This window comes from Rhodococcus sp. G6(2025), assembly GCF_058628105.1.
The window spans coordinates 4,898,599-4,923,005 of sequence record NZ_CP179750.1 but is presented as its reverse complement, the minus strand read 5'-3'; the positions used below and the strand labels follow the sequence as shown (position 1 = coordinate 4,923,005).

Genomic DNA, 24,407 nt, shown 5'->3' with positions numbered 1-24,407 from the left:
AGGGTCACTCGTCCTCTCGGTCGATATCCGAGCTGGCGAAGTGGCCCGTCACGAATTCGAGAAATGCTCTCGCTGGGGTTCCCGTCGGCCCGTAATTCCGGGTGATCGCGCCGTAGAAGCGAAATGCGTTGGCGTCGCTGATCGGAATCGTGACCGTCGGTGACTGCTGATCGGCCTGGGGAACCGGCACGATGGCGATGCCGCGGCCATGCCGGACCAGTGCGCGCAGCGTGGACAATTCGGTGGCTTCGATACCGATGGTGGGAGTAAGGCCGGCTTCGTCGAAGAGACGATCGACGACGTGGCGCAGCCCGTAGCTCGGGCCGAGAGCGATCATTGGCCGCGCAGCAATTTCGGCAATGGTGATGGACTCGCGATCGGCGAATTCGTCCCCGGGCGGGACCTCGAGACAGAGAAGTTCTCGGCCCAGCGGCACCCAGGCCAGATCTTCCGCGTTTGGTCGAGGTGCGACGAAGCCGACGTCGATCCGGCCGTTTCGCACGGCATCAACTATGGCGTCCGCGGCGCCTCCCTCGAGTTCGAACGTGGTCAGCGGTGCAACCAGGTGGTATTGGTCCAACAGGGAGGGGACGAGCCAGGATCCGAAGGAATGGAGGAATCCGAGGGACACCACTCCGCGCTCGGGATCCACCAGAGTTCGGATCCGTTCTTCGCCCTGGGTGAGCTCCTGCATTGCTCTGACCGCGTGGGCCCGGTAGATCTCACCGTATTTGTTCAGCCGGATCCGGTTCTGATTCCTGTCGAATAACTTGACGCCCAATTGACGTTCGATTCTCGCCAGTGCACGCGACATAGTCGGCTGGCTGATGTGGAGATGTGTGGCGGCGTTGGTCACGTTCTCGGTTCGCGCCAGGATGACAAACCATTCCAGCTCACGTAGTTCCATGCTTGTAAAGCACTTCCTCTCATAGCGCCAAAGGCGTATCGGTGTCCACGACCCGCAGACGAACCGCGTGTCCACTCGGGTCGGACAGCGCCTACCCCAAGGTGGTTCCGCCCAAGGTCGCAACGAGCGCGCTCGCGGTGTCAAAGTTGACGAAGCCTGCACGGTGAAGTTCCGGAACCGTCACCTGGGCAAGAAGTTCCACGGTGCCGGCGTTCGAGAGAGGGAGAAGTGTGACCCCATCTGCGACTCCCGCTGTGCGGATATCCGCGGCCAAACATGCGAGACCACTCGCTGTTCCCACGAATCGCAAGGTTGTCGGGCCAGAGGGGGTCGCCAATTCGAGTTCTCGAAGTGCCAGCCGCGCCTTCCGCGCAGTCGAAGCGAGCAGAATTTCGACGTCGAGCAGCACGAAGGGCCGATTTGCGGATGCCTGCGCGTGGTCGACCAGCCTCCTTGTGTACGCGTCCGTGGCCAGTTGCAGATCGCGGGCACGGATTCGTTCCGTCCCTTCGTCACCGGGTGGCGCAGTTCGGGGTGAGGCGTCCGGATCGGTCCGGCTGCGTTCGTATCCGACGGCAAAGGCAGGATGATGGCCACCGTCGACGAGATCGAGTGCGACGTGAACGTGCCGCTCGCGGAACGTCGCCGATCCCACGGCGGAGAGGTGCCCTAAGCCGCGCGCCGCGGCGGGGAGTTGCTCCCCGAGCGGTGCCTCATTCGGGCACGACACGTATTCGGTACTCAAGCCGACACCGGCCAGGCGGCAGGTACTGTTGTCGGCAGCGCACGTCTCGGATCTCCTTCGGACGGCGCGCGGTCCGGTCGCGCCGGAAACGGCGAGACACCGGCGACGAATTTCAGGAAACGCCGTGCGGCCTGGCTACTCGGGCCATGCCTGCGGATGACCGCCCCGTAGCACCGGAACGCAGTCGGGTCGCTGAGCGGGACGGTGCCAGTCGCGGACGGGTGCCCCGATGGGGCGGCGGGCACGACCGCCACGCCCAGTCCGGCCGCGACCAGGGCATGCAGTGTGGGGAGTTCGGTGACTTCGAGCTCGATGCGAGGGCCGAACCCCGCGTCCCGGCATAGACGGTCCGTGGCCTGGCGCAAGCCGTGTCCAGCCTTCAGTGCGACCATCGGCTCGCCCGCGACATCGGCGATCGCGATATGGTCATGGCCCTCGAACGCATGGCCCGCGGGAACCCTCAAACACAGGGCCTCATGCCCGAGCGGTATCCACACGAGATCGTCCGCGGCCGGCTCGGGAGCTACGAAGCCGATGTCAATTTTTCCCTGCCGCACGCTGTCTACCACGGAATCGCTAGCGCCCCCGTGTAATTCGAAGGACGTGCTAGACGCGACACCGCGATATCGCTTGAGTAGATCCGGTATCAGCCACCCACCGAAGGAATGCGCAAACCCAAGAGACACCGAGCCTCGATCCGGATCGACCAGGGTGGCGATCCGTTGTTCCGCACGGTCGATCTCATTCAGTGCTCGTAACGCGTGGGCCTGGTAGAGCTTGCCGTATCTGTTCAGTCGCAGCCGGTTCTGGTGGCGGTCGAAAAGCTGCACTCCAAGCTTGCGCTCGATTCGGGCCAACGCCCGCGACAGGGTCGGCTGGCTGATATTCAACCTTATCGAAGCCTCCGTGATGTGCTCGGTTTCGGCCAGCGTTGTGAACCACTGAAGCTCGCGCAATTGCATGGTGAACCTGCCTAGGGGAGAACGCCGTCGCTGGCGGATACCTTCCGGTGGTCCAGCGCTGGGGTTCCAGTCGACAATTAGGACCATCCCTCGCACCTGGGTCCTCGGGATGGGAAGTCCACCTTCCCCCGCGCGGAACGTCCGCGACAGCGTGGGAACACTTAGAAGCTACGTAATTGGGCATCTACGTACCCTGTGACGTGGGACACCGATTCGGGGACGCGCGTCACGCCTTCTTGCCGAGGGCGGCGGCTGCCCACAGACCGGCCTCAGTGCGTGATTTGACGCTAAGCTTCGCCAAAATGTGCTCGACATGAACCTCGACTGTGCGCGGAGAGAGCACCAGCTTGCCGGCTATGGCACGATTGCTGAGACCCTCCGCCAACAGCGCCGCTACCTCCGTTTCCCGCGGCGTCAGCAAGCCGGCCGCAGCCACCGTGTCCGTCGGGTCCGATGGGACGGCGGCGACCGACCCTAGCGCCAAGCGCATCCGCTGGCCGCGGTCCAGTCGCCGGCCGATGTCGTGATGGCGGGCGAACAGGTCGTCCCCGAGCCGATCCTGGACGGCGGATTTGATCGCCTGATAGCGCGAGCCCAGCATGCCCGGTACTTCAGTATCGACAATGGCCAGCAGTTCAGCGACGACCCCCAACAGCTTCGCCGCCTTCTTGGGGTCGCCGTCGTCCAGCGCGATGCCTGCCATCAGATCGAGGACGACTGCACTGCCGAAGTCATCGTGATAGTCCCATCGCAATGTGAGGCTCTGCTCGGCGTACTCCTCGGCGACATCGAGGTCCTGACGCGTCCACGCGTCGAATCCCAACATCCACAGCGAATAGGAGCGGCCCCACGTATCGCCCAGACGTTCGCTTCGTTCGACGGCTTCCCGGCCGGCGTCGGTGGCACCTACATGATCTCCGGATATGCTCCTGACGAATCCGAGTAGGAACAAGGTCATCAGCAGACCCTCGGCATCCGCGTGCTCGAGGTGGGCGGTGTAGGCCATTTCCAGAGATGAGCGGCTAACCTCGAAATCTCCGGTGATCAACGCGGCCAATCCTGTCCACGTCGCGGCGCGCGCTGCAATGCGCGGATCACCGATCTTCCGGGCGATCGTTTCCGCTTCGTCAAGAAGCTCCCGGGCAGTATGCGTTTCGCCGTGCAGCGCCTCAATCCACCCCGCTGCCCACAGGGCATTGCCACGCTCGGCGCAGACGGTCATATCGTTGGCAAGGGCACGCTCCAGCCAGCGGCGACCCTCACGGAGATGGCCATTCATCCAGAAGAAGCGGAGGTCCGCGGCGAGCTCCAAGGCGCCATGAGAGCCGGGAGCCGCGTGGAGGAGATGGTCAAAGGCTAGCTCGAGGTCGGTGAGGTCAGACTCCCACCGCTGGACCATACCGGGTTGGCGCGGGCCGAAGAAGTTCTCGGCGGCTCTGGTCGCCCACGTTCGGTAATACTCCGTGTGGGCACGCCGGACGCGACCGTAGTCTTCGCCGGTCCCGGCTTGGGCCCGCCCGAACTCGCGCAGGGTTTCCAAGAACCGATAGCGCATGTCGCCGTGTGTCGTCTCGGTGAGGACGATCGACTTGGATACCAAGCCATCGAGCGCGTCGAGCAGTTTGGTTCCTTGCAGTGGTGGAAGCCCGCACACGGCGCGGATCGTGGGAAGATCGACGCTGCCGCTGAACACGGCCATTCTCTCCCAGAGCAGCTGTTCGGTGGAGGAGCATAGGTCATAGCTCCACCGCACAAGGGCATCCAAAGACCGGTGGTGCGGTACGACGGTGGGGTCACCCGAGGTCAACAGTGCGAATCGGTCGTCGATGTGAGTCAGCAGCTCGTGCACCGACAGCGATCGCAGCCGCATGGCAGCGAGCTCGATAGCCAGCGGCATTCCGTCCAGATAGGTGCACAGCTGTGCGATCTCCGCCGCAGTGCGGTCGGTGATCTCGAATTGATCGTTGACCGCCTCGGCCCGGGCTTTCAGCATGGCCGGGGCCGGATACTCGCAAAGTTCGTCGGCGGTGAGGACGCGATGATTCGGGGGGATTTCCAGCGGGCGAACGGCGACTACACGCTCGCCTCGGATTCCTAATGGCTCTCTGCTGGTAGCCAATACTCGCAGCTCGGTGGAGGCGGCGAGGAGCCCGGACACCAATCGCCGGCATCCGGGAAGGACGTGCTCGCAATTGTCCAGTATCAACAGCATTGAGCGATCGGCCACATGCCGCCGGAGCTGTTCTTCGGCATCCACGCTGGCCGGTGCGCTCAGGCCGATTTGTGTCACCACGGCTTCGGCTACAGTGTCTGAACTGCGTTGCGCGCCCAGCTCGACGAACCATACGCCGTCTCGGAAGGCCCGGTCGAGCTTGGCGGACAACGCCGCAGACAGTGCGGTCTTGCCCACGCCCCCGGGTCCGGTGAGTGTCACGAGGCGGGTAGCGGTAAAAAGTTCACGTGCGCTCGCCAGCTCGCGCTGGCGCCCGAACAATTCCGCCGCTGGTGGCGTCAGTGCTCGAGCCCGCGAGACTTGCCTACCCATCTCGGGCATTTTACTCCAGCGCCGACAGCGCAGTGAGCAGGGCGTAGTCGAGCGCGGACAGCGCCAGATCGGTGGCCTTCAGGCCTGCAAGCGGGTGCCGCATTGGGTGCCGAACGTCGTCCTGCTACTACACGGTTTCGCCAAAGAACGAGGCCACGGAATGTTTGCGCCTCCTCCTACCTGCCGATGCCTTTCAGGGCGGCGTCGACCATGGCATCGGTGGCCTCCTCGTCCAGGTCCCCGGTCTGGAACAGAAGTCGGAAGTAAATTGGAGCGTAGAGCATTTCGGCGACGACATCAGGGTCGATGTCATCCCGCACGGCACCTTCGGCGACGGCGCGCTCGATCAAAAGCCTTGCGGCGTCGGCGCGTCCTTTCCAGAACCGTTGCTTGAACTCCTCGAGGGTTGCCGGATCATGCTGGCACTCTGCGATGAGCTGCGCGATCAGTCGCCCCTCCGGCCCACTGTAGACGCGTGCGAGTGACGCCAGATGTGCCCGCAGTGCATCGATAGCTGGGCCCTCGTCGTGGATCGGGGTCTGCGCCACGTGGTTGTCGAGGAAGGAATCGATGACTACAGCCGTCTTGCTGGGCCACCACCGATAGATCGTCATCTTGCTGACACCGGCATGCTTGGCGATGCCTTCGATGGACAGCTTCTGCAGCGACACCGGCCCAGGTGGGGTGTCGTTGAGCAACTCCATGGTTGCCTGCAGGACCGCCTTGCGGCTTGCTTCACTCCGTACGGCCATGCCCGAAATGCTATCCGGTCCGTCTCGGATCGCAACTACCCGGGCCCTGGCCTCGTGGTGGTGGTTTGCACTGGCGCTGGTGATGGACACCACAGTGCTGTACGGTACGTATCGAATTGAATTGGAAGGAGTGGTTGAACCGGAACCCACGGAAACGGTCGGTCTCGAGCTCGATCGTCGACGCGAGCCGGGACGCAACTCGACGGAATCGAATCCTGCGTACCCCATCGGAGAACGGGAGGTCGCGTCGTGGCTCCCGAGGAAAAGCCGTACCCATTCGCCACTCAGGCAGTGAACTGATTTCAGAAAGGCAGCACACAATGAATCAGCCCCAGGCGCGAACCGCCTCTATTCGTCGGGTGGTGACGGCGGTCGACGAGCAGGGCCGGTCATACGTCCTTGCCGACGGCAAGGCCCCCAACATTTTCAGGTCACCGACGGTTCCCGGATTCGGCGCCGCGCAGGTGTGGGCCACCGAACCGGGACCGGTGTCCAACGACGGCCGCCTCGACCCAGCTTCCGCCGACGCCGAGATCCCGATGTACCCGGAACTGGGTGGCACGATCTTCCGCGTCGCCGACTTCCCACCCGACAGCGTGTACGAAAAGGCCGGGAAGGACCAGCTATTCTCCGACATCGGCGGCGACCACGCGCGAGAGGAAGCGACCCACAGCGGCAACCGCCACTTCTGGTTCCACAAGACCGACTCGATCGACTTCGCCGTCGTAATCGAGGGCGAGATCTGGCTACTTCTCGATGAGGGCGAGTGCCGGCTCGAGGCCGGTGACGTGATCGTCCAGCGCGGCACCGCGCATGCCTGGTCCAACCGAACCGACGAGAACTGCCGGGTGGCGTTCCTTCTATTCGGCGCCTTGCCGGTATCGACCGACGACACCCAGAGCGAATTGGCGGGGCAGTCGTCGTGACAGAAACACCGGGGGAGGTTCTGTGGTGCCCCGATCAGGCCCGCACAGAGGACAGTGAATTCACCAGATTCGTCACCTGGCTGACCACATCGGGTCTCGTGACGCCGGGCACGATCGACGACTACCACGCACTGTGGCACTGGTCGGTCACCGACCCGAATGCGTTCTGGCGCGCGTTCGCCGACTACATCGGCATCGTCGTCGACACCCCGGACGGCGAACCTGTCGTGCCCGACACGATGCCCGGCGGGCGATGGTTCCCGGGAACGACGGTCAACTACGCTTCATATGCGCTCGCCGACCACGACAACGCCGACGAGGCCATTGTGGCCATCGACGAGGACGGTACGACAACGACGACCACATGGCACGAGCTCCGCCGGCAAGTCGGCGCCCTCGCCGCGTTCCTGCGACAATCCGGGGTCCAGCACGGCGACCGCGTGGTTGCAATCCTGCCCAACCGCACCGAAGCGGTGGTCGGGTTCCTCGCCGCAGCCTCGGTCGGGGCGGTGTGGTCGATCGTCGCGCCCGAGTTCGGCGTCGGCGCCATCGTTTCGCGGCTGCAGCAACTCGAACCCGTCGTGCTGATCGCGGCGAGCGGTTACACCTACGGTGGCCGCCGTCTCGATCGCAGTGACGTCCTTGCCGACATCGTCGCTCAACTGCCGAGCCTGCGCGAAATCGTCTGGGTCGATACCGCTGCGGGTGTTCCCGCCACGTCGATGCGTACGCACTCCTGGCAGGACGTCGTGGCCGCCGAGCACGAATGGGAAGCCGACCAACTACCGTTCGACCATCCCCTGTGGGTGCTGTTCTCCTCGGGCACCACTGGCATCCCGAAGGGGATCGTCCATGGACACGGCGGCGTCGTCCTCGAGCACCTCAAGACACTGACCCTGCACGCCGACCTTCGCCCCGGAGACAAGCTGTTCGTCGTCGGCACCACCAGTTGGGTGGTGTGGAACATGCTCGTCTCTGGGCTTCTGCGCGGGGCCACCATCGTTCTCCTCGACGGCAACCCCGCCCATCCCGACATCGACCGGGTCTGGCGAGTCGCTGCCGAGAACAAGGTGACGATGCTCGGCCTCGGCGCTGCCTACACACACGCCAGCATGCGCGCTCAGCTGCGCCCAGGAACCGACCACGACCTCTCCGCGCTCCGAATGATCCAGGTCACCGGCTCCCCCCTGGCACCGGACGCATTCCGGTGGGTCTACGACGCCGTCGGGCCGGTGTGGCTGGCATCGGTCAGCGGGGGCACCGACATCGCCGGAATCTTCCTCGGCGGCGCGCCGACCGAACCGGTGCGTCTGGGACGCCTCCAGCCGCCTGCGCTCGGGGTTGCCGCCGCAGCATGGGACACCGCCGGCCACCCGGTGGTCGGCCAACCCGGCGAGCTGGTGATCACCAGCCCGATGCCGTCGATGCCGCTGTACTTCTGGAACGACCCCGACGGCTCGCGCTACCGCGAGAGTTACTTCTCGACGTACGCCGGTGTGTGGCGCCACGGAGACCTGGTCGAATTCGACACCGACCGCAGCTCGGTCATCGTCGGACGATCGGATTCGACACTGAACCGCAACGGCATCCGGATGGGCCCAGCGGACCTGTACCAGGTGGTCGAGGCGTTGCCGGAGGTCGAGGAGGCACTCGTGGTGGGTGTCGAGGAGACCGACGGCTACTACATGCCGCTGTTCGTGCAGTTGCACACCGGAACCGATCCCGAAGCCGCGATCACGGCCATCCGCAACGCGATTCGTGCGGCGCTGTCACCACGGTACGTCCCCGACGACATAATTGCTGTCTCGCGGATTCCGCACACCCGCACGGGCAAGAAGCTCGAGGTTCCGGTCAAGCGGATTCTGCTCGGGCACTCCGTGGACCAGGTGGTCGACCCGGGTTCGGTCGACGATGCGCAGGTGCTGATCGAGATCCGTGACCGCACGATACGACAGCGACAGGTGAGCGTGCCATGACGATCACCGAGCCGGTCCGCAGGCTGCTGGCGCAGGATTCGAGCCTGGCCGAATTCGGAATCAAGGTGCTCTCGGCGGGGGAGGGGCGGGCGGTACTGCACATGGTGATCGATGAGTCCGTGGCGAACGGCCACCGCATCGCCCACGGCGGGGTGATCTATGTCCTCGCCGACAGCGCCTTCGCGTGTGCCGCCAACAGCCGCACACCCGGAACAGCCACCGCCGGTGCGTCGATCGAGTACTACACCCCGGCACACGTCGGAGAGGAATTGGTGGCCGAGGCAATCGTCCGGCACCACACCGGTCGGCACTCCCTGGTCGACGTCACCGTCCGCAGCGGCCCCCGTGTCGTCGCGGAATACCGCGGCCGGGGGGCAGTCCTGCGCCGCCCGGACAGTGCGGTCGGCAACCGAACCGCCGACCAATCGGAAGAGAGATGAGGATGGACCAGAAACGATTCACACTGGGGACCTTCGACGCCGGCAACGGCCCATTCCCCGGACTGGTAGTCGACGACGACGTGTACGACATCAGTGCATTCACAGCCTACGACTCGACCGCCGCGCTACTCGAGGACTGGGACTCCGCGTTCAAGACACTGGCCGAGGCCGCGGTCTCACCCACTACGCCCGGAACACCCGCATCGGAACTGCGAACGCTGCCGCCGGTGACCCGGCCGGGCCAGATCTACGGGGCCGGAGCGAACTATCGCGAGCACATCATCCAGATGGCGGTAGCGCACAAGCTGGGCACCGCCGGACTGACGGACGAGGAGCTCGCCGAGGAGGCCGGCCACGACATCGACGAGCGCAAAGCGCACGGCGAACCGTATGTGTGGACCGGTGTCCCCTCGGCGATCAGCGGCGCCTACGACGACATTCTTCTTCCCACCGGATGGTCCGACCACGACTGGGAACTCGAGCTCGGCGTGGTCATCGGTCGTCGTGCTCGCAACGTCAGGGTTTCCGACGCACTCGACTACGTCGCCGGCTACACGATCTGCAACGACCTCACCACACGAAGCCTGGTTCCGCGCAGGGATATTGCGATGATGGGAACGGACTGGATGCGGGCGAAGAACTTCCCGACGTTCTACCCGACCGGCCCGTGGCTCGTTCCGGCAGCTTTCGTGCCAGACCCACTGAACCTGGGTATCCGGCTTCGCCTCAACGGTGACACCATGCAGGACAGCACCACGGGCGACATGGTCTTCGGCCCCGCGGAACTGATTTCCTACATCTCGCGCTTCGTCGAGCTCGAGCCCGGAGACATGGTGATCACCGGATCCCCGCCCGGCAACGGCTCGCACTGGGGCCGGTACCTCCGCCAGGGGGACGTCCTCGAATGCGAGAGGCTCTTCTGACCTTTTGATGGGTGATCTCCGCGAGCCTGATAGACGCAACGCCCTCCCTCGCATAGGTTTTGGTTTGCGAAGACAAGACCTAAGGGAGAAGGCGTTGCGCGCTGCCAGAATACTGCAGAAACTGCTAGGAATCGACAAGGCCCGGATAATCGGTATCGAATTCACGGACGACGAACGAGGGCCGGTGATCCTGGTGACCCTCGAGCCGCACGCCTCGGTGCGATCCCGCTGTCCGCATTGTGAACAGCGCTGTCCCGGATACGATCGCCCGAATCGACCTCGACAGTGGCGTCATCTGGATATGGGCGGCACGCGGTGCTTCGTACAAGCTTCGGTGTCGAGAATTCGATGCCCCGAGCACGGCGTGGTGACCGAGATGGTGCCGTGGGCACGGCCGGCTGCGAACATGACCAGGGCATTCGACGACAACGTGGCGTGGTTGGCCGCGCACAGTCCAGCTACGTCGGTGTGCGAGTACGCCCGAGTGGCGTGGCGATCTGTGACCAGGATCGTCACCCGCGTCGTCGGCGACGCTGTCGGACGTACTGATCGGCTCCAAGGGCTGCGGCGCTTGGGGATCGACGAAATCGCCTACCGGAAAGGTCACCGATACCTCACCGTGGTGGTCGATCATGACACAGGCCGACTCGTATGGGCGGCCGAAGGGCACAACGAGAGCACCTTGAATCGATTCTTCGACGAGTTGGGTGAAGAACGCACAGCTCGTCTGACGCATATCAGTGCTGATGCTGCGAAGTGGATCGCCTCGACCGTGCGCAGTAGGGCGCCGCAGGTGAAGCGGTGTATGGATCCGTTTCATGTGATTCAGTGGATGACGCGGGCTCTGGACCGGCTGCGGTCGCGTGTGTTGTCGCGGTTGTGGGGGTTCACCGACCGGGATCGACGGCACCTGCGGTGGGCATTGTTGAAGAACGTCGAGAATCTCACCCCCGCGCAGATATCAGTCCGAGCAAAGATCCTCGAGGATAGAAACAGCGAACTGTGTCGAGGATATGTCCTGAAAGAGCAACTGCAACATGTCTATTCCGGATCGAAGAAGAGGGCCTCGGTACGACTGCGAGTGTGGGTGCAGATGGCCCAGGATAGTGGGATCCCGGAACTTGTAGGCCTGGCTAAGAGCATCGCTCGCTATCGGCGCGAGATCCTCAACGCAATCGAATACGACCTGTCCAATGCCCGCGTCGAGGCCAACAACACCCACCTGCGGTCGCTGACGAAGCGATCCTACGGATTTCACAGCCCAGAGGCCTTGATTGCGATGGCGACACTTACACGAGGAGGGGCGTGCCCACCTCTTCCGCAACGTTAATCGCCCACCAAAGGGTCAGGACGGCCATGCGAGATCGATGGTCTGGGCATGCAACGCACCCGCTGTATCGACGCCTAGCGGTACTGACCTGCGAGGTTAGGTCCGCGGGTGGCGGGTGGTTGGCCGCCGAGTCCGGTGTGGCCGCGGTGGTGACTGTAGGTGTGCAGCCATCGCGGGAACTCGTCGCAGCGTTCGCGGTCGCTGGTGTAGAGGCGGGCGTAGGCCCATTCGTCGTGCCGGGGTGCGGTGGAAGCGTTCGACTTTGCCGTTGGTTTGGGGTCGGTAGGGGCGGGTTCGGCGATGCTTGATCTCGCCGAGTGCGTCTCGGGCCGCGTGTGATCGGTAGCAGGAACCGTTGTCGGTCAACACTTTTTCGACCGTGATGCGGTGCTCGGTGAACCATGCGTTGGCGCGTAGCCAGAACGCGGCGGCGGTGGCTTTGCGTTCGTCGCCCAACAGTTCGGAGTAGGCCAACCGTGAGTGTGCGTCGATCGCGGTGTGCAGGAAGTGGTAGCCGCGGACCGGACGGTAGTACTTGTCGACCTCGCCGCTGCTTTTGTCGGCTTGGGCATTGCGGCTGCCTGCCGAGCGACCGACCTTCCGCCATCCGCCGCCGGCGGGGATCTTGCCCAGTTCCTTGACATCGACATGAACGAGATCGCCGCAGTGCGGTGAGTGCATGCGACGGATCACCCGTCCGGTCGGGCGGTCGAGCCACCGCAGTCGAGCCAACCCGTACCGGCTCAGGACCTGTGCACTGTCGAAACATTCAAACCCAGCAGATACGCGATCCGGGCCGGACCCCAGCGGCGGATGACGCGGACTTTGATGATGCGCCGCTCGGTGCGCGTCGGGGTCTGGTTCGGGCTGCGATGTGGCCGTGACGTCACCAACGTTGGATCAGTACACCTAGTCGCCGCGGAAGCTGCCCGCCGGAGGAGGCCGGGTGCTTGCGTTGGCTACGAAAACGTGGACATTAAAATTAAGAGGTTCGTCAGCTCGAATGCGAACGCGTCCGGACGGCCGTTTTCCATGTACGCCACGCTGTTGATCGCCTCACCGCTGCGGGTTGACGTATGCAAATGGGGTGCGGGCTCGCTCGACGAGCAACCCGCACCCATTCTCGTACATACAATCTCACTCACCGACGGTGGAGGGCCGGAGGTGTGAATCCCACCGTTGACCCCGCGGACTCATTCTTGGAGGCGATCTTGCTCGCCAAGCCATGACCCGCTCTGAACCGGTCAACCAGATCAGAGCGTCTTCCGCGGGGCGTTTCACGATGCGGGGGAGCGGGGCCGCGCACCCGGCTCACGCCCTTCCCGACCCGTGCGGAGGTTCTGGTGGCAGCGGACGGGAACGTCGATCAGCCACCGCAGGCAGGAGTTTTGGTGGTCGCACCATGACAATCTCGTCGATTCTTCCGTCGCGCACCTTGTTGGCATACTCGGGATCGGCGAGGAGTTGCCGGGCAAGCATCAGAGCATCTCCGTGGCCGGATACGATCGCGTCGGCACCCGTCTGCGGATCGGTTGTGCTGCTGAGGAACAGCGGGACATCGCCGACTGCCCCGCCTCCCGCCGGTGAGGTTCCCGGTGGGAGGCGGTCCTCGGTCATATGAACGTTCTTCGGGCTTGCGGTGAGAATCGGCCGGTCCTTGCCTGGCATTCCCACCCGCCCGAATCCGGCGAAGACTTGGGAGAAGATCGCGGTCCCGTGGGAATGCACGGCGGCGGTGAACCGCCCCAGGTCGGGGATGAGATCGTCGGAGTCGAAACGGAGCAGTGGCCGGAACGGTGCCTCGTCAACTCCTCGTGACGTGGCCGCTGACCCTCCGACGATGATCATGCCGACGCCGGTGGCGCGCTCGGTGAGGAACGCAATCGTTTGTCTGCTCGGACGTCCGCCCTTGTGCTGCTGCAGGACCGCCATCGCACCCATGACGATGCGGTTGGCGATCTCGAGTCCGTTGATACTCGGTGGCTGGAAGAGCCCTTCGCTCGGACGAACAAGGCCCGGGCGGAGTCTGTCATAAATTCTTCCGGTGACGTCTGTGGCAGTCGTGACTGCGGATGTTCTCTTCGGTGCGACGAATTTCGGAGCAATCGGTGTGTACGCCGCATCGATGGGCGAGAAATCCGACGGAGGCCCTCCGGTCGCATCTGTCGTCACCGTGGGGTGCGAACGCGACCGGAGGGCTCCTTGCGGGTGCCCGGGTAGCCCGGGCTGCGGTGTCGGTACGCGAGGCCCCTATACCGGGGGTGCCTGGAACAGGCCCTTGTCCGGATCGTTGAACATCTGCTTGCTGATCCATTCGTTCATTGAGTCGGCGGTGCCCCACTCATCGGAGGTCTCCGGTTCGCTGGTGTCGTACAGGCTCGGGTGCCAGGTGTCCTCGTCGAGAAGTTCGAGTTCGGTGGTGTACTCCATCGTGTTGCCGTTGGGATCGTGGAAGTAGGTGAAGGTGTTGTCGCCGGCGCGGTGTCGGCCCGGTCCCCAGATCTTCGGGACCTCGGCTCGAATGAGCCGTCCGCTACCGCGCATGTATTCGTCGAGCCCACGCATCTCGAACGACACGTGATTGAGCGCGGTATGGGGGCACCGGGCGATCGCCATACTGTGATGCTGCGGTCCACAGCGCAGGAACCACATGAGCCCACCCATGTGAGGATGGACGAGGGTGTCGGAGAGACGCAAGTCGAGGTGCTTCACGTACCAGGCCAACATCTTCTCGGGCTCAGGCGAGTTGAGAACCACGTGCGACAGTCGCACGGGAATGGCTTCACGTTCCTCGATCTTGCGGTGTGTGCGGGTCTCGACGTCGGCGGAAACTTCGAGGACGCGACCTTCGAGGTCGAAGAACCGGAATCCGTAGCCTCCGCCGGGCGTCTGCAAGATGTCGGGTTCGCTGATCAGCGCGACGTTCGCACCGCCGAGGCGGTCGGCGAGCTGATCGACGGATTTGGGGTCTGCTGCGCCGAACGACACGAGATCGAGTCGCTTCTCGTCGGCGCGTCTGACACGCACGATGTACTGCTCAGGCGAGCCTTCGGCCGCGAAGTACGTCAAATTGCTTTCGCCGCCGACATCGGTCAGGCCCCAGTTGTTGCCGTAGAACGCGACCTGCTTGTCGTATTCGGGGACCGCTATGTCGACGTGACGTAGGTGGGTGATCGGACTGAATGACACGGAAATCTCCTTCGGGTACCAGTTCAGGGCAGTGACGGGCAAGGGCTCGTCACTGTGGCAGGGGCGCGGCCTGGACGGCGGGGGCGAGCGCCGCTTTGAGGGTGGGGACGAGTTCGAGCAGTAGCCCGAGCTCCTCACACGTGTCGGCGACACCGAGCACGTACCGGTCCGGGCGCAGGACCACGGCCTTGCCATTCACCGAGGCGAGCAGGTCGGAGAACGTCTCCGGGTCGGTGAGCACCACGGTCTCGCCATCACCGGTGAGCGCCCCCTGAAGCTGTGGTGACAACCCGGCGATCATGTCCTCGGGTGCTGCCACGAGGAACCGGACGCCGACCAGATCGTCGAGGCGTGTTCCGTCGGACAGCCGGGGCTGCAGGGAAAGTCGGCCCGCACTGTCGTTGAGTTCGGCGGTATGCAAGCCGGGACCGAGCGCCGGCGACGGGGGTGCAGATGCACCGGGGTTCGCGCGCACGTAGGCGTCGCGATGTTCGGCGGTCTTGCGGTCCGTGGTCTGCAGAATGCCTGCCATCGTCGCCGCCTGCTCCACCCAGTAATGGGCGTGCGGGCGCCGCTCGCTCTCGTAGGTGTCGAGCAGGTCCACGTCGGCGAGACCCCGCGAGACCAGACTCAGCTTCCAGATCAGGTTGGCGACATCGCGCATGCCGGCGCACAGTCCCTGGCCGAACAGTGGCGGAGCCTGATGGGCGGCGTCCCCGGCGAGGAACACATTGCCCGCACGCCACCGCTCGGCAACCCGTGCGCGGAAGGTATAGATCGCGGCCCGGTCCGGCGTGAATCGGTCCGTCGGCAGAACGCCGTGGCTGATGCGCTCGATGGCGGCCGCGGTGGCGATCTCCTGGGGATCATCGTCCGGCATGACCTTGAACTCCATCCGGACCCGCTTGCCGGGAAGGCGAACCCACAGTGCCGGCCGACTGTAATGACCGAGGAACACCATGTCGCCACTGATGTCAGGCTCCCCGTCCAGTAATCCGTCAACGACCAGCCACGGATCATCGCTACCGAGGCTTTCGGTCCGGACATCGAGCAGTCGCCGCACCGTCGAGGTAGCCCCATCAGCTGCGATGACCCATCGCGCGGTGAGGGTCTCCGTAGAGCCCTCGGCGTCTGTGACCACACAGCGAACCCCGTCGGCAATGTGCTCCAGATCGGTCAAGGTGGTCCCCGAGCGAAGTGACACGCCGGCCTGGCGGTCCACCTCGCTGCGCAGCAGTACCTCAATGTCGGGCTGATGGAACATGACGTCGTCATGCCATGCCTGTGTTCCGAGTTTCCCCGTTGGATGTGAGAACAGCGTCTCGCGTGCTTCATTCTCCATGCGGAAGTCCGTCATCGGCTTACATCGAGCCATCGCCTGTCCGCCCAGGCCGAGGGCTTGAAATGCGCGAAGGGTCTCTCCATCGAAGTGCACCGCCCGAGCCTGTGGCCACACGCTACTTTCGCGTTCGATCCCGATCGCTGAGATCCCGGCCTGGCCGAGAAGAGCGAGGGCGGCCACCCCCACGGGGCCGCCGCCGACGACCACCACTTCGTAATCCCAAGACACGTGAGCTCCTTGCTGTACTAGACGTCTCGTATCGATTTCCGTACTCTAGCCCCATGCGATGTGGATCACAATCACTTTCTGTAGCGACATGGACGAAGGCGTCGAGACGAGTCACGCGGAGGCATGCTCGATGACGGTGCAGCAGTCGGTGTTCGTCGTCCCGCCCGTCGTGGCGGTGGCGCAGCGTCGGGGTCTGTTCGCCGCTGCGGGCGTCGAGGTGGAGACCCAGTTGGTGGCGTCCTCCCACGAACAGCGCCGGCAGCTCGACGACGGCCGAGCGGATGTCGGCATCACCGCGACAGACAACCTGTTCGCCTGGAATGCAACGGGTTCGGACATCGCGGTGATAGCCCAGATCGAAACGACCACCGATCTTGCCTTGACGCTTCGGCCCGAATTGCTCTCGATCGACGGTCTCGACGTGATTCGTCTGGCGGTCGACGCCCCTTCGAACGGCTTCGCCATCGTCGCGTACTCGATGATGGCGCGGCTCGGCCGGACGAAAGACCAGTACGAGGTCGTCGAGGTGGGGGGCGTGCGGGAACGGTTCGAGTCACTGATCGCCAACACGGCGGACGTGACTCTCCTGGCGCCACCGCTGGACGAGATCGGCCGCGGTCGGGGGATGACCGTTGCTATGCGGATAGCGGAACTGGTGCCGTCCTACCCTGGTCTCGGAATCGTGTCCTCCCGGGAGGTTCTCCGGGGAAAGACGGACGAGATTGCCCGGTATCTCGGAGCGTTGGCCGCGGCCCATCAGTGGATGCGACAGGCGGCGGCATCCGAGGTCGAGCAGGAACTGCTCGCGGTGGGGCTGGGGCAGGCTGCGGTCGCCTCTGCTCTCGCCGCGGTGCCGCAGACTCTGGCCCCCTCCACTGCTGGCATTCGAGCGCTCGCGCAGCTGCGTGAGGACCTCGATATGATCGTCGATGGCGCACCCGATGCCGGTGACCTGATCGACCTCCGCCCGCTGCAGGCCGCCAGGCTCGTGCCTCTCCGCGACCGCGAGGACGACCGCTGCGAACTGCTCTGACGGTCTGAATCAGGACACCGAGAGGCCGCCGAGGCGGGCGGAATGACTGGAAGTGCCCGCGAGGGCAGATCGGGCTGCGCGCGCATGTGACCCTCCTGCCCGACCCTTGCGTGAGATAGGCGTCGACCACCGACCGCATTTCACCGGGGCAAATCGGGAATGCTGCAGCCTCCTCTGTGCCCACCCGGTACCAGCCCGCGGACCGACTTGCCGACATGTTGCCCCGCCCAACATGTCTGATGGTGGAAGCGGGTATGCATGACAGGTCACGATGTGACTTTTGCCGTCGGGTCGGGCGCACCAGGGTGTTGATGCGGTGGCCCCCCGGCCGCGGACATGCTGTGCACGAGATGATCGAGGAAGACCTGTGCCCGCGGGCTGAGGGTCATGTGCCGGGGCCAGGTCGCGACCACGCTGGTGCGGCCGGCGCGAGGGGTGAGCGGTCGCGTCACCAGGGGTCGTCCTTCGGAGGTGGTGTCGGGAGAGTTGGGACGGGACATGAGCAGGCCGTATCCGACTCCTCGCCCAATCAGAGCCCGGACGAGATCGATTGTGGGAACGGCGGTGCCGACGGTGGGTTGTACCCCCTGCTCGGCGAAGATTCGATGGGTGTTGGCCGTGCTCGGCGCCGAGTCGAGCAGAACGAGAGGTTCCTCGGCGAGCTCGTGCAAGGCCACGCTGGCCCGGTCGGCGAGTCGATGGTCGGCCGGCAGCACGGCCGTGACCTCGGTCTCGTACACCACCCGCTTGTTGAGGTCCGAGGGTAGAAACATGTCGTACAGAACCGCGAAGTCCAAGGTGCCGTCGGCCAGTGACGGCAGCAGCTCGTCGTCCCCACCGACCCGGACCCCGACCTTGGCCTTCGGGTGTGCGCCTGCGAAGTGCGCCAGCACCGGCGGCAGCACCGTGGCGGCGAACCCTACATAGCAACCGACCCGAATGGGGCCGGTGATCTCCCCACGCGTGGCAGCGAGATCACCGACGAGGGAGGACACTTCGTCGACGAGATGACGCGCACGATGGGCGAAGTACTGCCCCGCCGGCGTCAGCTGCAAACCCTTCGCCTTGCGACGCACGCACAGTTGCTCCCCCACAATTCGCTCTACCTCCGAAACCGCCTGTGACAGACCTGATTCGGATATGTGCAACGCAGCCGCAGCCTCCGACAACGTCCCATATCGCGGGAGGGCGGAAAACAACTCGAGCTGGCGGACGGTGAGCTGACCCATCTGAAACTTCCGTTCAACTGAAGATATTTGCCATTTTTATTCACTTTACGAGAATTACTCGGTGATGTGAACTAAGTCTCAACCCCAATGTGGTGCACAACACGCACAAGATGGAGAACGACATGACCGACACGGCAGCCACGCGGCCAATGTCCTGTCCGGTGACCCACGCCCCGGCTTCCGCCGGCGAGAGCGCACTTCCGCTGAGAGGCACCGTCGACCCGGCTGAATTACCCCCGGCACCCGAAGTCGACTGGGTGGCGCCCGGTGAACTTGCCGCCGACCCGTACCCGACGTACCGGCGTCTTCGCCACGAGGCGCCGGTGGCGTGGGTCCCGGCCGTGAACAAGTATCTGGTCACCAGCTACCACGAATGCCACGAGATCGAGTGCGACCAGCAGACCTACACCGCCGATGTCGGGGGCAGCGGCGCGACCATGCTGCGCGCGCTGGGTGGGCATCCGATGCTGCGCAAGGACGATCCCGACCATGCGTCCGAACGATCGACGATCAATCCCACCCTGCGTCCGAAGATGGTCAAGTCCGTATGGTCCGAGGTGTTCACCCGCAACGCGCGTACCTATCTGGACGTCCTTGCCGATGCCGGTCCCGGGGCTGCCGAACTGAACCGGGACTACGCAGCACCGGTGGCATCACAGAACCTGATCGATCTGCTGGGGCTGCCGGATGTCGATGTCGAGGACATGCGGCGGTGGTCTCATGCCTTCATCGCCGGCACCGGCAACCTGCTCGACGATCCGGACATCTGGGTCCGCTGCGAGCAGGCCCGCACCGAGGTCGACGCCCTGCTCGATGCCCTGATTCCCTTCTACGAGAAGCATCCGAATGAGTCGATGACCTCGGCACTGGTCGGCAGCGGACTGCCTCGGCAGGCGGTGGCCGCGAACGTCAAACTGACCATCACCGGGGGAATGAACGAGCCGCAGCACATGATCACCAACATGGTGTGGGCGCTGTCGAGGCATCCGGACCAGCAACGGCACGTATCCGTGGACCGCTCGCTGTGGCCGGCGGTGTTCGACGAGACCGCGCGCTGGCTGTCGCCGATCGGCATGTACCCCCGCCAGACCACCCGCCCGGTGGTGCTCGGGGGAGTGCGCCTGCCCGCCGGTGCCGCCATCGGTGTGGTGGTCGGCTCCGCCAATCGCGACGAACGCTACTTCGACGCCGATCCCACGGTGTTCGACATTTCCCGCCCACGCCGCCCACACCTGGCGTTCGGCAGCGGGGTCCACCTATGCGCTGGCCACTGGGCGGCCAAGAGCGCCGTCGGAGAGATCGCGGTGCCCCTGCTCTACGAGCGCTTCCCCACCCTGCGCGTCGATACCACCCGCGAAACCCGATGGGACGGATGGGTGTTCCGAGGACTGACCGATCTCCCGGTCACCTGGGACAACTGAGAAAAGAGAGACCTCCATGCCAAAAATCACCTTCCACCAGCCCGACGGTCGCAGCGACGTCCTCGACGTCCCCGACGGCACATCCCTGATGCGCGCCGCGGTCACCAACTCGATCCCCGGCATTGTCGGCGAATGCGGCGGACAGGCCATGTGCGCCACCTGCCACGTCTACATCCGCTCCGCGCATCTGACGGATCTACCCGACGTCGGCGAGGACGAGGACGAGATGCTCGACTGCACCGCCACCGCCCGCGCCCCGCAGCGGTCCCGTCTGGGTTGCCAGATCCTCGTCACCACCACCCTCGACGGTCTCGAGGTCGATCTCCCGGAAAGCCAGATCTGACATGAGCGCGACGATCATCATCGGCGCGGGCCATGCCGGGATCCAGCTCGCCGACTCCCTGCGAACCCGCGGCCACGATCGCCCGATCACGGTGCTCAGCGCCGAATCGGAACTGCCCTACCAACGCCCCCCACTGTCGAAGGACTACCTCGCCGAAGGCGATCCGCAACCGTTGCCGCTGCGTGGCACCGAGTTCTATCACGATCACGAGATCGACCTGCGGCGCGGCACCGCTGTCACCGGAATCGACCCGCGCACCCGCACCATCGGGTGCGCAGACGGCACCCGGATGCACTACGACGACCTTGTTTTGGCCACCGGCTCCCGCAACCGACGCCTCACCCTTCCCAGCGCACAGGGACCCGGGGTGCACTACCTGCGGACAGCCGCCGACGCCACCCTCCTCCACGACGACCTCGACCACGCGACGGCCGCCGTCGTCATCGGCGCCGGTTTCATCGGACTCGAATTCGCCGCCGCGGCGGCCCGGCGCGGCATCGACGTCACCGTCGTCGAATACGGTCCCCGGCCACTCGCCCGCGCCCTGACCTATGCCACCACCGACCAGCTGACCGTCACTCACCGCGCCGCGGGTATCGACTTTCAATTCGACGTGCAGGTGTCGGCGATCGAACACGCCCACGGACGTGTCTCCGCCGTCGTCGGACACGACGGCCGCCGCTTCCCCGCCAACCTCGTGGTCATCGGTATCGGCGCGGACCCTCAGACCGATCTGGCCGCCGCCGCAAACCTGCGAATCGACAACGGCATCCACGTCGACGAATTCCTACGCACCAGCGACGAGCACATCTGGGCGATCGGCGACTGCGTCAGCTTTCCCTGCACACACGCCGGGACCAGGGTTCGGCGGGAATCGGTGCAGAACGCGGTCGACCAGGCCCGGGCCCTGGCGGCCACACTCACCGGGACCCCCACCGGCTACCAGGACCTCCCGTGGTTCTGGAGCCACCAAGGCAGCTGCAAGATCCAGATCGCCGGCGTCGGCGGTCCCACCGATCGCACCGTTGTCCCCACCGACCCCACCACCGGAAAGTTCTCCACTTTCCGCTTCCGCGACGACGTCCTCGTCGCCGTCGAATCGGTGAACCAGCCCGCCGTGCACCTCGCCGCCCGCAAAGTACTGTCCGCACCGCGGCGGCCGAGCCTGACCGACCTGACCCGGGCCGGCTTCGATCTCAAATCGCTCTCCGCGCGATCCGCCGCGATCTCCGCAGGCTGAACAGTCCCTGCACCACCCCGCCCAACTACGACACACCCGCGTGTCGCACCCGCGCACAGTCCTGCGCTCCCGGCGTTTCGCAAACCCGCTGCCACAACAGCTCTCAACTGCGGTTCGAGAGAGCCGAGCGCGCCGCACCGGAGCCTTCGACGGATCGGCACCTGAACCTTCGGTAGCTCTCAGCGGCACGCGGACCGCCCACGGAGCGACAACGAACGGCGCCGCTGGTTCGGCGTGGTCCTCCGCCATCCCTTGCGGGCAGCTTCTACCGTTCAACCGTGGAAGTTCCACGGGTGCATGAAATTTACGAACTCCGTGGGATAGGTTGAGATAGCCCGCAGGCGATGTGACGCCAATTACACGAAGCGATCCCCGCTCGTCTCGAAATACCAATGCTCGATTTCCCTCCCTGTCGAAGGTGTGTGCCCATGGTCAGTAATGAAGAGATCCGGCGCGGATGGCCAACTATCGTCATCGCTGGCTTCGGGTCGGCGGTCGGCATCTCCGGATTGCTGCTGTACACAATAGGTTTGTTCACGGCCGACCTCGAAAACGCCATCGGACTGAGTAAGACCTCGTACGGTCTCGGTCTGCTGCTGGTCAGCGCGGGGGTCGCAGCAGGAACGGTATGCACGGGGCGCGCGATCGACCGCTTCGGGACGAGGAGAGTCATTGTTTTCGGGCAACTGTCCTTCGCATCCGGATACCTTGCCCTCGCGACAATCGTCGACACCGTCCCCGTCTTCCTTGCGGTCATGTTCGCACTCGGCTTCCTCGCCAGCGCATCCGGCCCGGTCGGATTTACGCGAACGGTAAGCCTGTGGTTCGTCAAGTCGCGCGGGTTTGCCCTCGGACTCGCGATGACTGGGATCGGTGTCGCCGCGGCCGTCGCTCCGCTCGTCGTCAATGGCGTCATTGTCGAATATGGTTGGCGCGCAGGGTGTCTTGTGCTCGCTGTGATCGCCGCGAGCGGTATCGATCCCGTGCCCGCCTTTTTGAAAGAGCCCTCGGCAACGGCCACTCGGGGGAGGACGACGACCTCGCCGAGTGCACTGAACTCGATGTGCCTGCTCCCGTGCGTGCCCGCTCGACTTTCGCCGCGATTCGTCGAGACCGGTGCTTCTGGAGATTGTTGATCACGTTCTTCGTGATGTCATTCGCTTTCACGGGCTTGCTCACACATTTCGTTCCAATGTTGCGGTCGATGGATGTGGAGCCGTCGCAGGCCGCGACCTTGGCGTCCCTGATCGGATTCGCTGTCATCGGAAGTCGGGTCATGGTGGGATTTCTGCTCGATCATGTCCGCCCGGGACTGGTTGCCGGAGGGGTCTGCGCCTTGAGTGCTGCCGGTACATGCTTCCTGATCGTCGGAGGCGTCGCTTTCGCTCCACTCGCCGCCATTGCCTTGGGGCTGGCCATCGGCGGCGAGATCGACATGATCGGCTTCTTCACCGCTCGGTACTTCGCACTCGCGGGATACGCCCGAGCATATTCCTGGATGTACACGGGCTTCGTCATCGCGGCAGGCATCTCGCCATTGCTCATCGGGATGTTGTTCGATGCCCTCGGCACGTACTCAGCAGCACTCATCCCGTGCGCAGCATTGGCCGCCATGTGTGCATGTGCCTTCGCCACACTGCCGACGCCCACTCCGCGGACTTCGCCGGCTTCTCTCATCCCGCAACCCGCCGAAACGGAGTTGTAGATGATGTCATCAAACCTATCGCGGTTCGAGACGTATCGTATAGAATTACGGAACAAACTAGGAGGCCACAATGAAGCTAGGCAGGGTGGTGCGACCGACCCCGGACGGTCCGCGCGCACGAATCGTCGCGGTGCAGCCCGATACCGAAAGGGTGATCGACCTGGCGCAGGCATATGCGCTGACGCTGCAACGCTCGGGTGCGGAGCCGGAGCGCGCGTCGAAGATTGCCCGCTCCATCTTTCCGTCCAGCATGGCCGCCGCGATCGGTGGCGGCGATGTCTTTCTGGATGCTGCGCACGAGGCACTCGGAGCCGCGGACGACGCATCACTGCCGTTACTCGAGGTCCAGTGGTGTGCAGCGGTGGATTCCCCGGTGATCCGGGATGGGCTGACCTTCAGTCAGCACATTGTCAACTTCAGTGAGAAGGTCGCACACGCGCTGCCCAATCCGAACATCTACAAAATTCCGGGGTACTTCAAGGGCTCGACCGCGACGGTGTACGGGCACAACGAAGAGATTCCCTACCCGGACTTCACGGACGCGTTCGATTACGAGCTCGAGATCGGCTACATCGTCGGCCGGAGAGGACGGAATCTGACGCCGGACGATGCGTTCGACCACGTCTTCGGCATCACGATCTTCAACGATTTCAGCGCGCGAGACGTGCAGGGCGCAGAGATGGCGATCGGCATGGGCCCGCAGAAATGTAAGGACTTCGCCTACGGCATCGGCCCATGGATCACCACCATGGATGAGGTCTCGTCCATCGAAGGATTGACGGGATCCGTGCGGGTCAACGGCGAACTATGGTCCTCCTGCGTCGCCGAGGACATGGTGTACACCCCCGCCGAATTGGTCGCATATGTCTCGATCGCCGACTACCTCCAGCCCGGCGACATAATCGGTTCCGGCACTCTGGGATTCGGGTCTGGACTCGAACTCGGCAAGACACTCTCACCCGGTGACGTAGTGGAACTCGAACTCGAATCCGTTGGCACATTGCGGTCACCGATCAGTAAGACCCGCGAGAAGGCCCCGTGGTGGCCTGAGCCGCGGCCGTATCCCTTCGAGGTCCAGGACGTCAACTAAACGACGTACGCGGTGCCGAGCCGGAGGCCGGGGTGCTGGCAGGGAGCGCGGTACCTTCCGCCAGACTCTTACGAGCCCTCG

At 64.4% G+C, this 24,407-nt stretch carries 20 protein-coding genes and 1 pseudogene; 12 read left to right on the top strand and 9 right to left on the bottom strand.

Going from position 1 to position 24,407, the window contains the following annotated elements; translation table 11 throughout:
- Nucleotides 1-4: 4 nt before the first annotated feature.
- The 4 genes from ACLIVD_RS22570 to ACLIVD_RS22555 form a co-directional block, all read right to left on the bottom strand.
- Nucleotides 5-982 carry a LysR family transcriptional regulator gene (locus tag ACLIVD_RS22570; protein WP_491930714.1) on the bottom strand — a complete coding sequence of 326 codons (978 nt, stop codon included), beginning with the start codon at nt 980-982 and terminating at the stop codon, nt 5-7.
- A gap of 666 nt (nt 983-1,648) precedes the next feature.
- Nucleotides 1,649-2,614: a LysR family transcriptional regulator gene (locus tag ACLIVD_RS22565; protein ID WP_283335074.1), complete on the bottom strand. Its 966-nt coding sequence runs from the start codon at nt 2,612-2,614 to the stop codon at nt 1,649-1,651.
- A 226-nt stretch (nt 2,615-2,840) separates the two neighbouring features.
- Nucleotides 2,841-5,159, bottom strand: coding sequence for an ATP-binding protein (locus ACLIVD_RS22560; protein WP_283335073.1), 2,319 nt, complete (start codon nt 5,157-5,159; stop codon nt 2,841-2,843).
- Nucleotides 5,160-5,335: 176 nt separating this feature from the next.
- On the bottom strand, nt 5,336-6,001 hold the full coding sequence (locus ACLIVD_RS22555; protein ID WP_164060999.1) for a TetR/AcrR family transcriptional regulator: 666 nt from the start codon (nt 5,999-6,001) through the stop codon (nt 5,336-5,338).
- A gap of 230 nt (nt 6,002-6,231) precedes the next feature.
- On the opposite strand from ACLIVD_RS22555, the gene ACLIVD_RS22550 reads away from it, so the two are divergent.
- The 5 genes from ACLIVD_RS22550 to ACLIVD_RS22530 all read left to right on the top strand — a co-directional run bounded on the left by ACLIVD_RS22550 (nt 6,232) and on the right by ACLIVD_RS22530 (nt 11,506).
- Complete coding sequence (locus tag ACLIVD_RS22550) at nt 6,232-6,837, top strand: cupin domain-containing protein (protein WP_283335072.1); 606 nt, start codon at nt 6,232-6,234, stop codon at nt 6,835-6,837.
- Nucleotides 6,834-8,813 (top strand): acetoacetate--CoA ligase, encoded by a 1,980-nt coding sequence (locus ACLIVD_RS22545; RefSeq protein ID WP_283335071.1) that lies wholly within the window; start codon nt 6,834-6,836, stop codon nt 8,811-8,813. The genes ACLIVD_RS22550 and ACLIVD_RS22545 overlap by 4 nt, the downstream gene beginning before the upstream one ends.
- The gene (locus ACLIVD_RS22540) at nt 8,810-9,253 is read left to right on the top strand and encodes a hotdog fold thioesterase (RefSeq protein WP_167114286.1); all 444 of its coding nucleotides are present in this window, start codon (nt 8,810-8,812) and stop codon (nt 9,251-9,253) included. Before ACLIVD_RS22545 ends, ACLIVD_RS22540 begins: the two co-directional genes overlap by 4 nt.
- A gap of 2 nt (nt 9,254-9,255) precedes the next feature.
- Nucleotides 9,256-10,176, top strand: a complete 921-nt coding sequence (locus tag ACLIVD_RS22535) for a fumarylacetoacetate hydrolase family protein (RefSeq protein WP_491930713.1) — start codon at nt 9,256-9,258, stop codon at nt 10,174-10,176.
- Between the two features lie 94 nt (nt 10,177-10,270).
- Nucleotides 10,271-11,506 carry an ISL3 family transposase gene (locus ACLIVD_RS22530; RefSeq protein WP_491930712.1) on the top strand — a complete coding sequence of 412 codons (1,236 nt, stop codon included), beginning with the start codon at nt 10,271-10,273 and terminating at the stop codon, nt 11,504-11,506.
- 74 nt (nt 11,507-11,580) lie between these two features.
- On the opposite strand, the pseudogene ACLIVD_RS22525 reads toward ACLIVD_RS22530, so the two are convergent.
- From ACLIVD_RS22525 to ACLIVD_RS22510, 4 genes and pseudogenes are all read right to left on the bottom strand, one after another.
- Nucleotides 11,581-12,393 (bottom strand): annotated as a pseudogene (locus ACLIVD_RS22525) (IS481 family transposase); the annotation flags it as partial.
- A gap of 424 nt (nt 12,394-12,817) precedes the next feature.
- Nucleotides 12,818-13,678, bottom strand: coding sequence for an oxidoreductase (locus tag ACLIVD_RS22520; RefSeq protein ID WP_491930711.1), 861 nt, complete (start codon nt 13,676-13,678; stop codon nt 12,818-12,820).
- A gap of 78 nt (nt 13,679-13,756) precedes the next feature.
- Nucleotides 13,757-14,695 (bottom strand): VOC family protein, encoded by a 939-nt coding sequence (locus tag ACLIVD_RS22515; RefSeq protein WP_095869999.1) that lies wholly within the window; start codon nt 14,693-14,695, stop codon nt 13,757-13,759.
- A gap of 49 nt (nt 14,696-14,744) precedes the next feature.
- Nucleotides 14,745-16,265 (bottom strand): bifunctional 3-(3-hydroxy-phenyl)propionate/3-hydroxycinnamic acid hydroxylase, encoded by a 1,521-nt coding sequence (locus ACLIVD_RS22510; RefSeq protein WP_491930710.1) that lies wholly within the window; start codon nt 16,263-16,265, stop codon nt 14,745-14,747.
- 130 nt (nt 16,266-16,395) lie between these two features.
- Here ACLIVD_RS22510 and ACLIVD_RS22505 point away from each other — a divergent pair, with 130 nt between their 5' ends.
- Nucleotides 16,396-17,298 carry an ABC transporter substrate-binding protein gene (locus tag ACLIVD_RS22505; protein ID WP_491930709.1) on the top strand — a complete coding sequence of 301 codons (903 nt, stop codon included), beginning with the start codon at nt 16,396-16,398 and terminating at the stop codon, nt 17,296-17,298.
- Nucleotides 17,299-17,564: 266 nt separating this feature from the next.
- Here the strand turns inward: ACLIVD_RS22505 and ACLIVD_RS22500 are convergent, their stop codons facing one another.
- Complete coding sequence (locus tag ACLIVD_RS22500) at nt 17,565-18,527, bottom strand: LysR substrate-binding domain-containing protein (RefSeq protein ID WP_491930708.1); 963 nt, start codon at nt 18,525-18,527, stop codon at nt 17,565-17,567.
- Nucleotides 18,528-18,649: 122 nt separating this feature from the next.
- Here ACLIVD_RS22500 and ACLIVD_RS22495 point away from each other — a divergent pair, with 122 nt between their 5' ends.
- From ACLIVD_RS22495 to ACLIVD_RS22470, 6 genes are all read left to right on the top strand, one after another.
- Entirely contained in the window at nt 18,650-19,948 is a 1,299-nt protein-coding gene (locus tag ACLIVD_RS22495; protein WP_491930707.1) for a cytochrome P450, read from the top strand.
- A 16-nt stretch (nt 19,949-19,964) separates the two neighbouring features.
- A complete protein-coding gene (locus tag ACLIVD_RS22490) occupies nt 19,965-20,291 on the top strand; it encodes a 2Fe-2S iron-sulfur cluster-binding protein (protein ID WP_095869849.1) in 327 nt (108 codons plus the stop codon).
- 1 nt (nt 20,292) lies between these two features.
- Nucleotides 20,293-21,531, top strand: coding sequence for an NAD(P)/FAD-dependent oxidoreductase (locus ACLIVD_RS22485; RefSeq protein ID WP_095869850.1), 1,239 nt, complete (start codon nt 20,293-20,295; stop codon nt 21,529-21,531).
- Between the two features lie 428 nt (nt 21,532-21,959).
- The gene (locus ACLIVD_RS22480) at nt 21,960-22,667 is read left to right on the top strand and encodes an MFS transporter (RefSeq protein ID WP_491932915.1); all 708 of its coding nucleotides are present in this window, start codon (nt 21,960-21,962) and stop codon (nt 22,665-22,667) included.
- Nucleotides 22,595-23,236, top strand: coding sequence for an MFS transporter (locus tag ACLIVD_RS22475; protein WP_283335062.1), 642 nt, complete (start codon nt 22,595-22,597; stop codon nt 23,234-23,236). Before ACLIVD_RS22480 ends, ACLIVD_RS22475 begins: the two co-directional genes overlap by 73 nt.
- Nucleotides 23,237-23,306: 70 nt before the next feature.
- The gene (locus ACLIVD_RS22470; RefSeq protein WP_095869852.1) at nt 23,307-24,326 is read left to right on the top strand and encodes a fumarylacetoacetate hydrolase family protein; all 1,020 of its coding nucleotides are present in this window, start codon (nt 23,307-23,309) and stop codon (nt 24,324-24,326) included.
- The last annotated feature ends 81 nt before the right edge of the window (nt 24,327-24,407 follow it).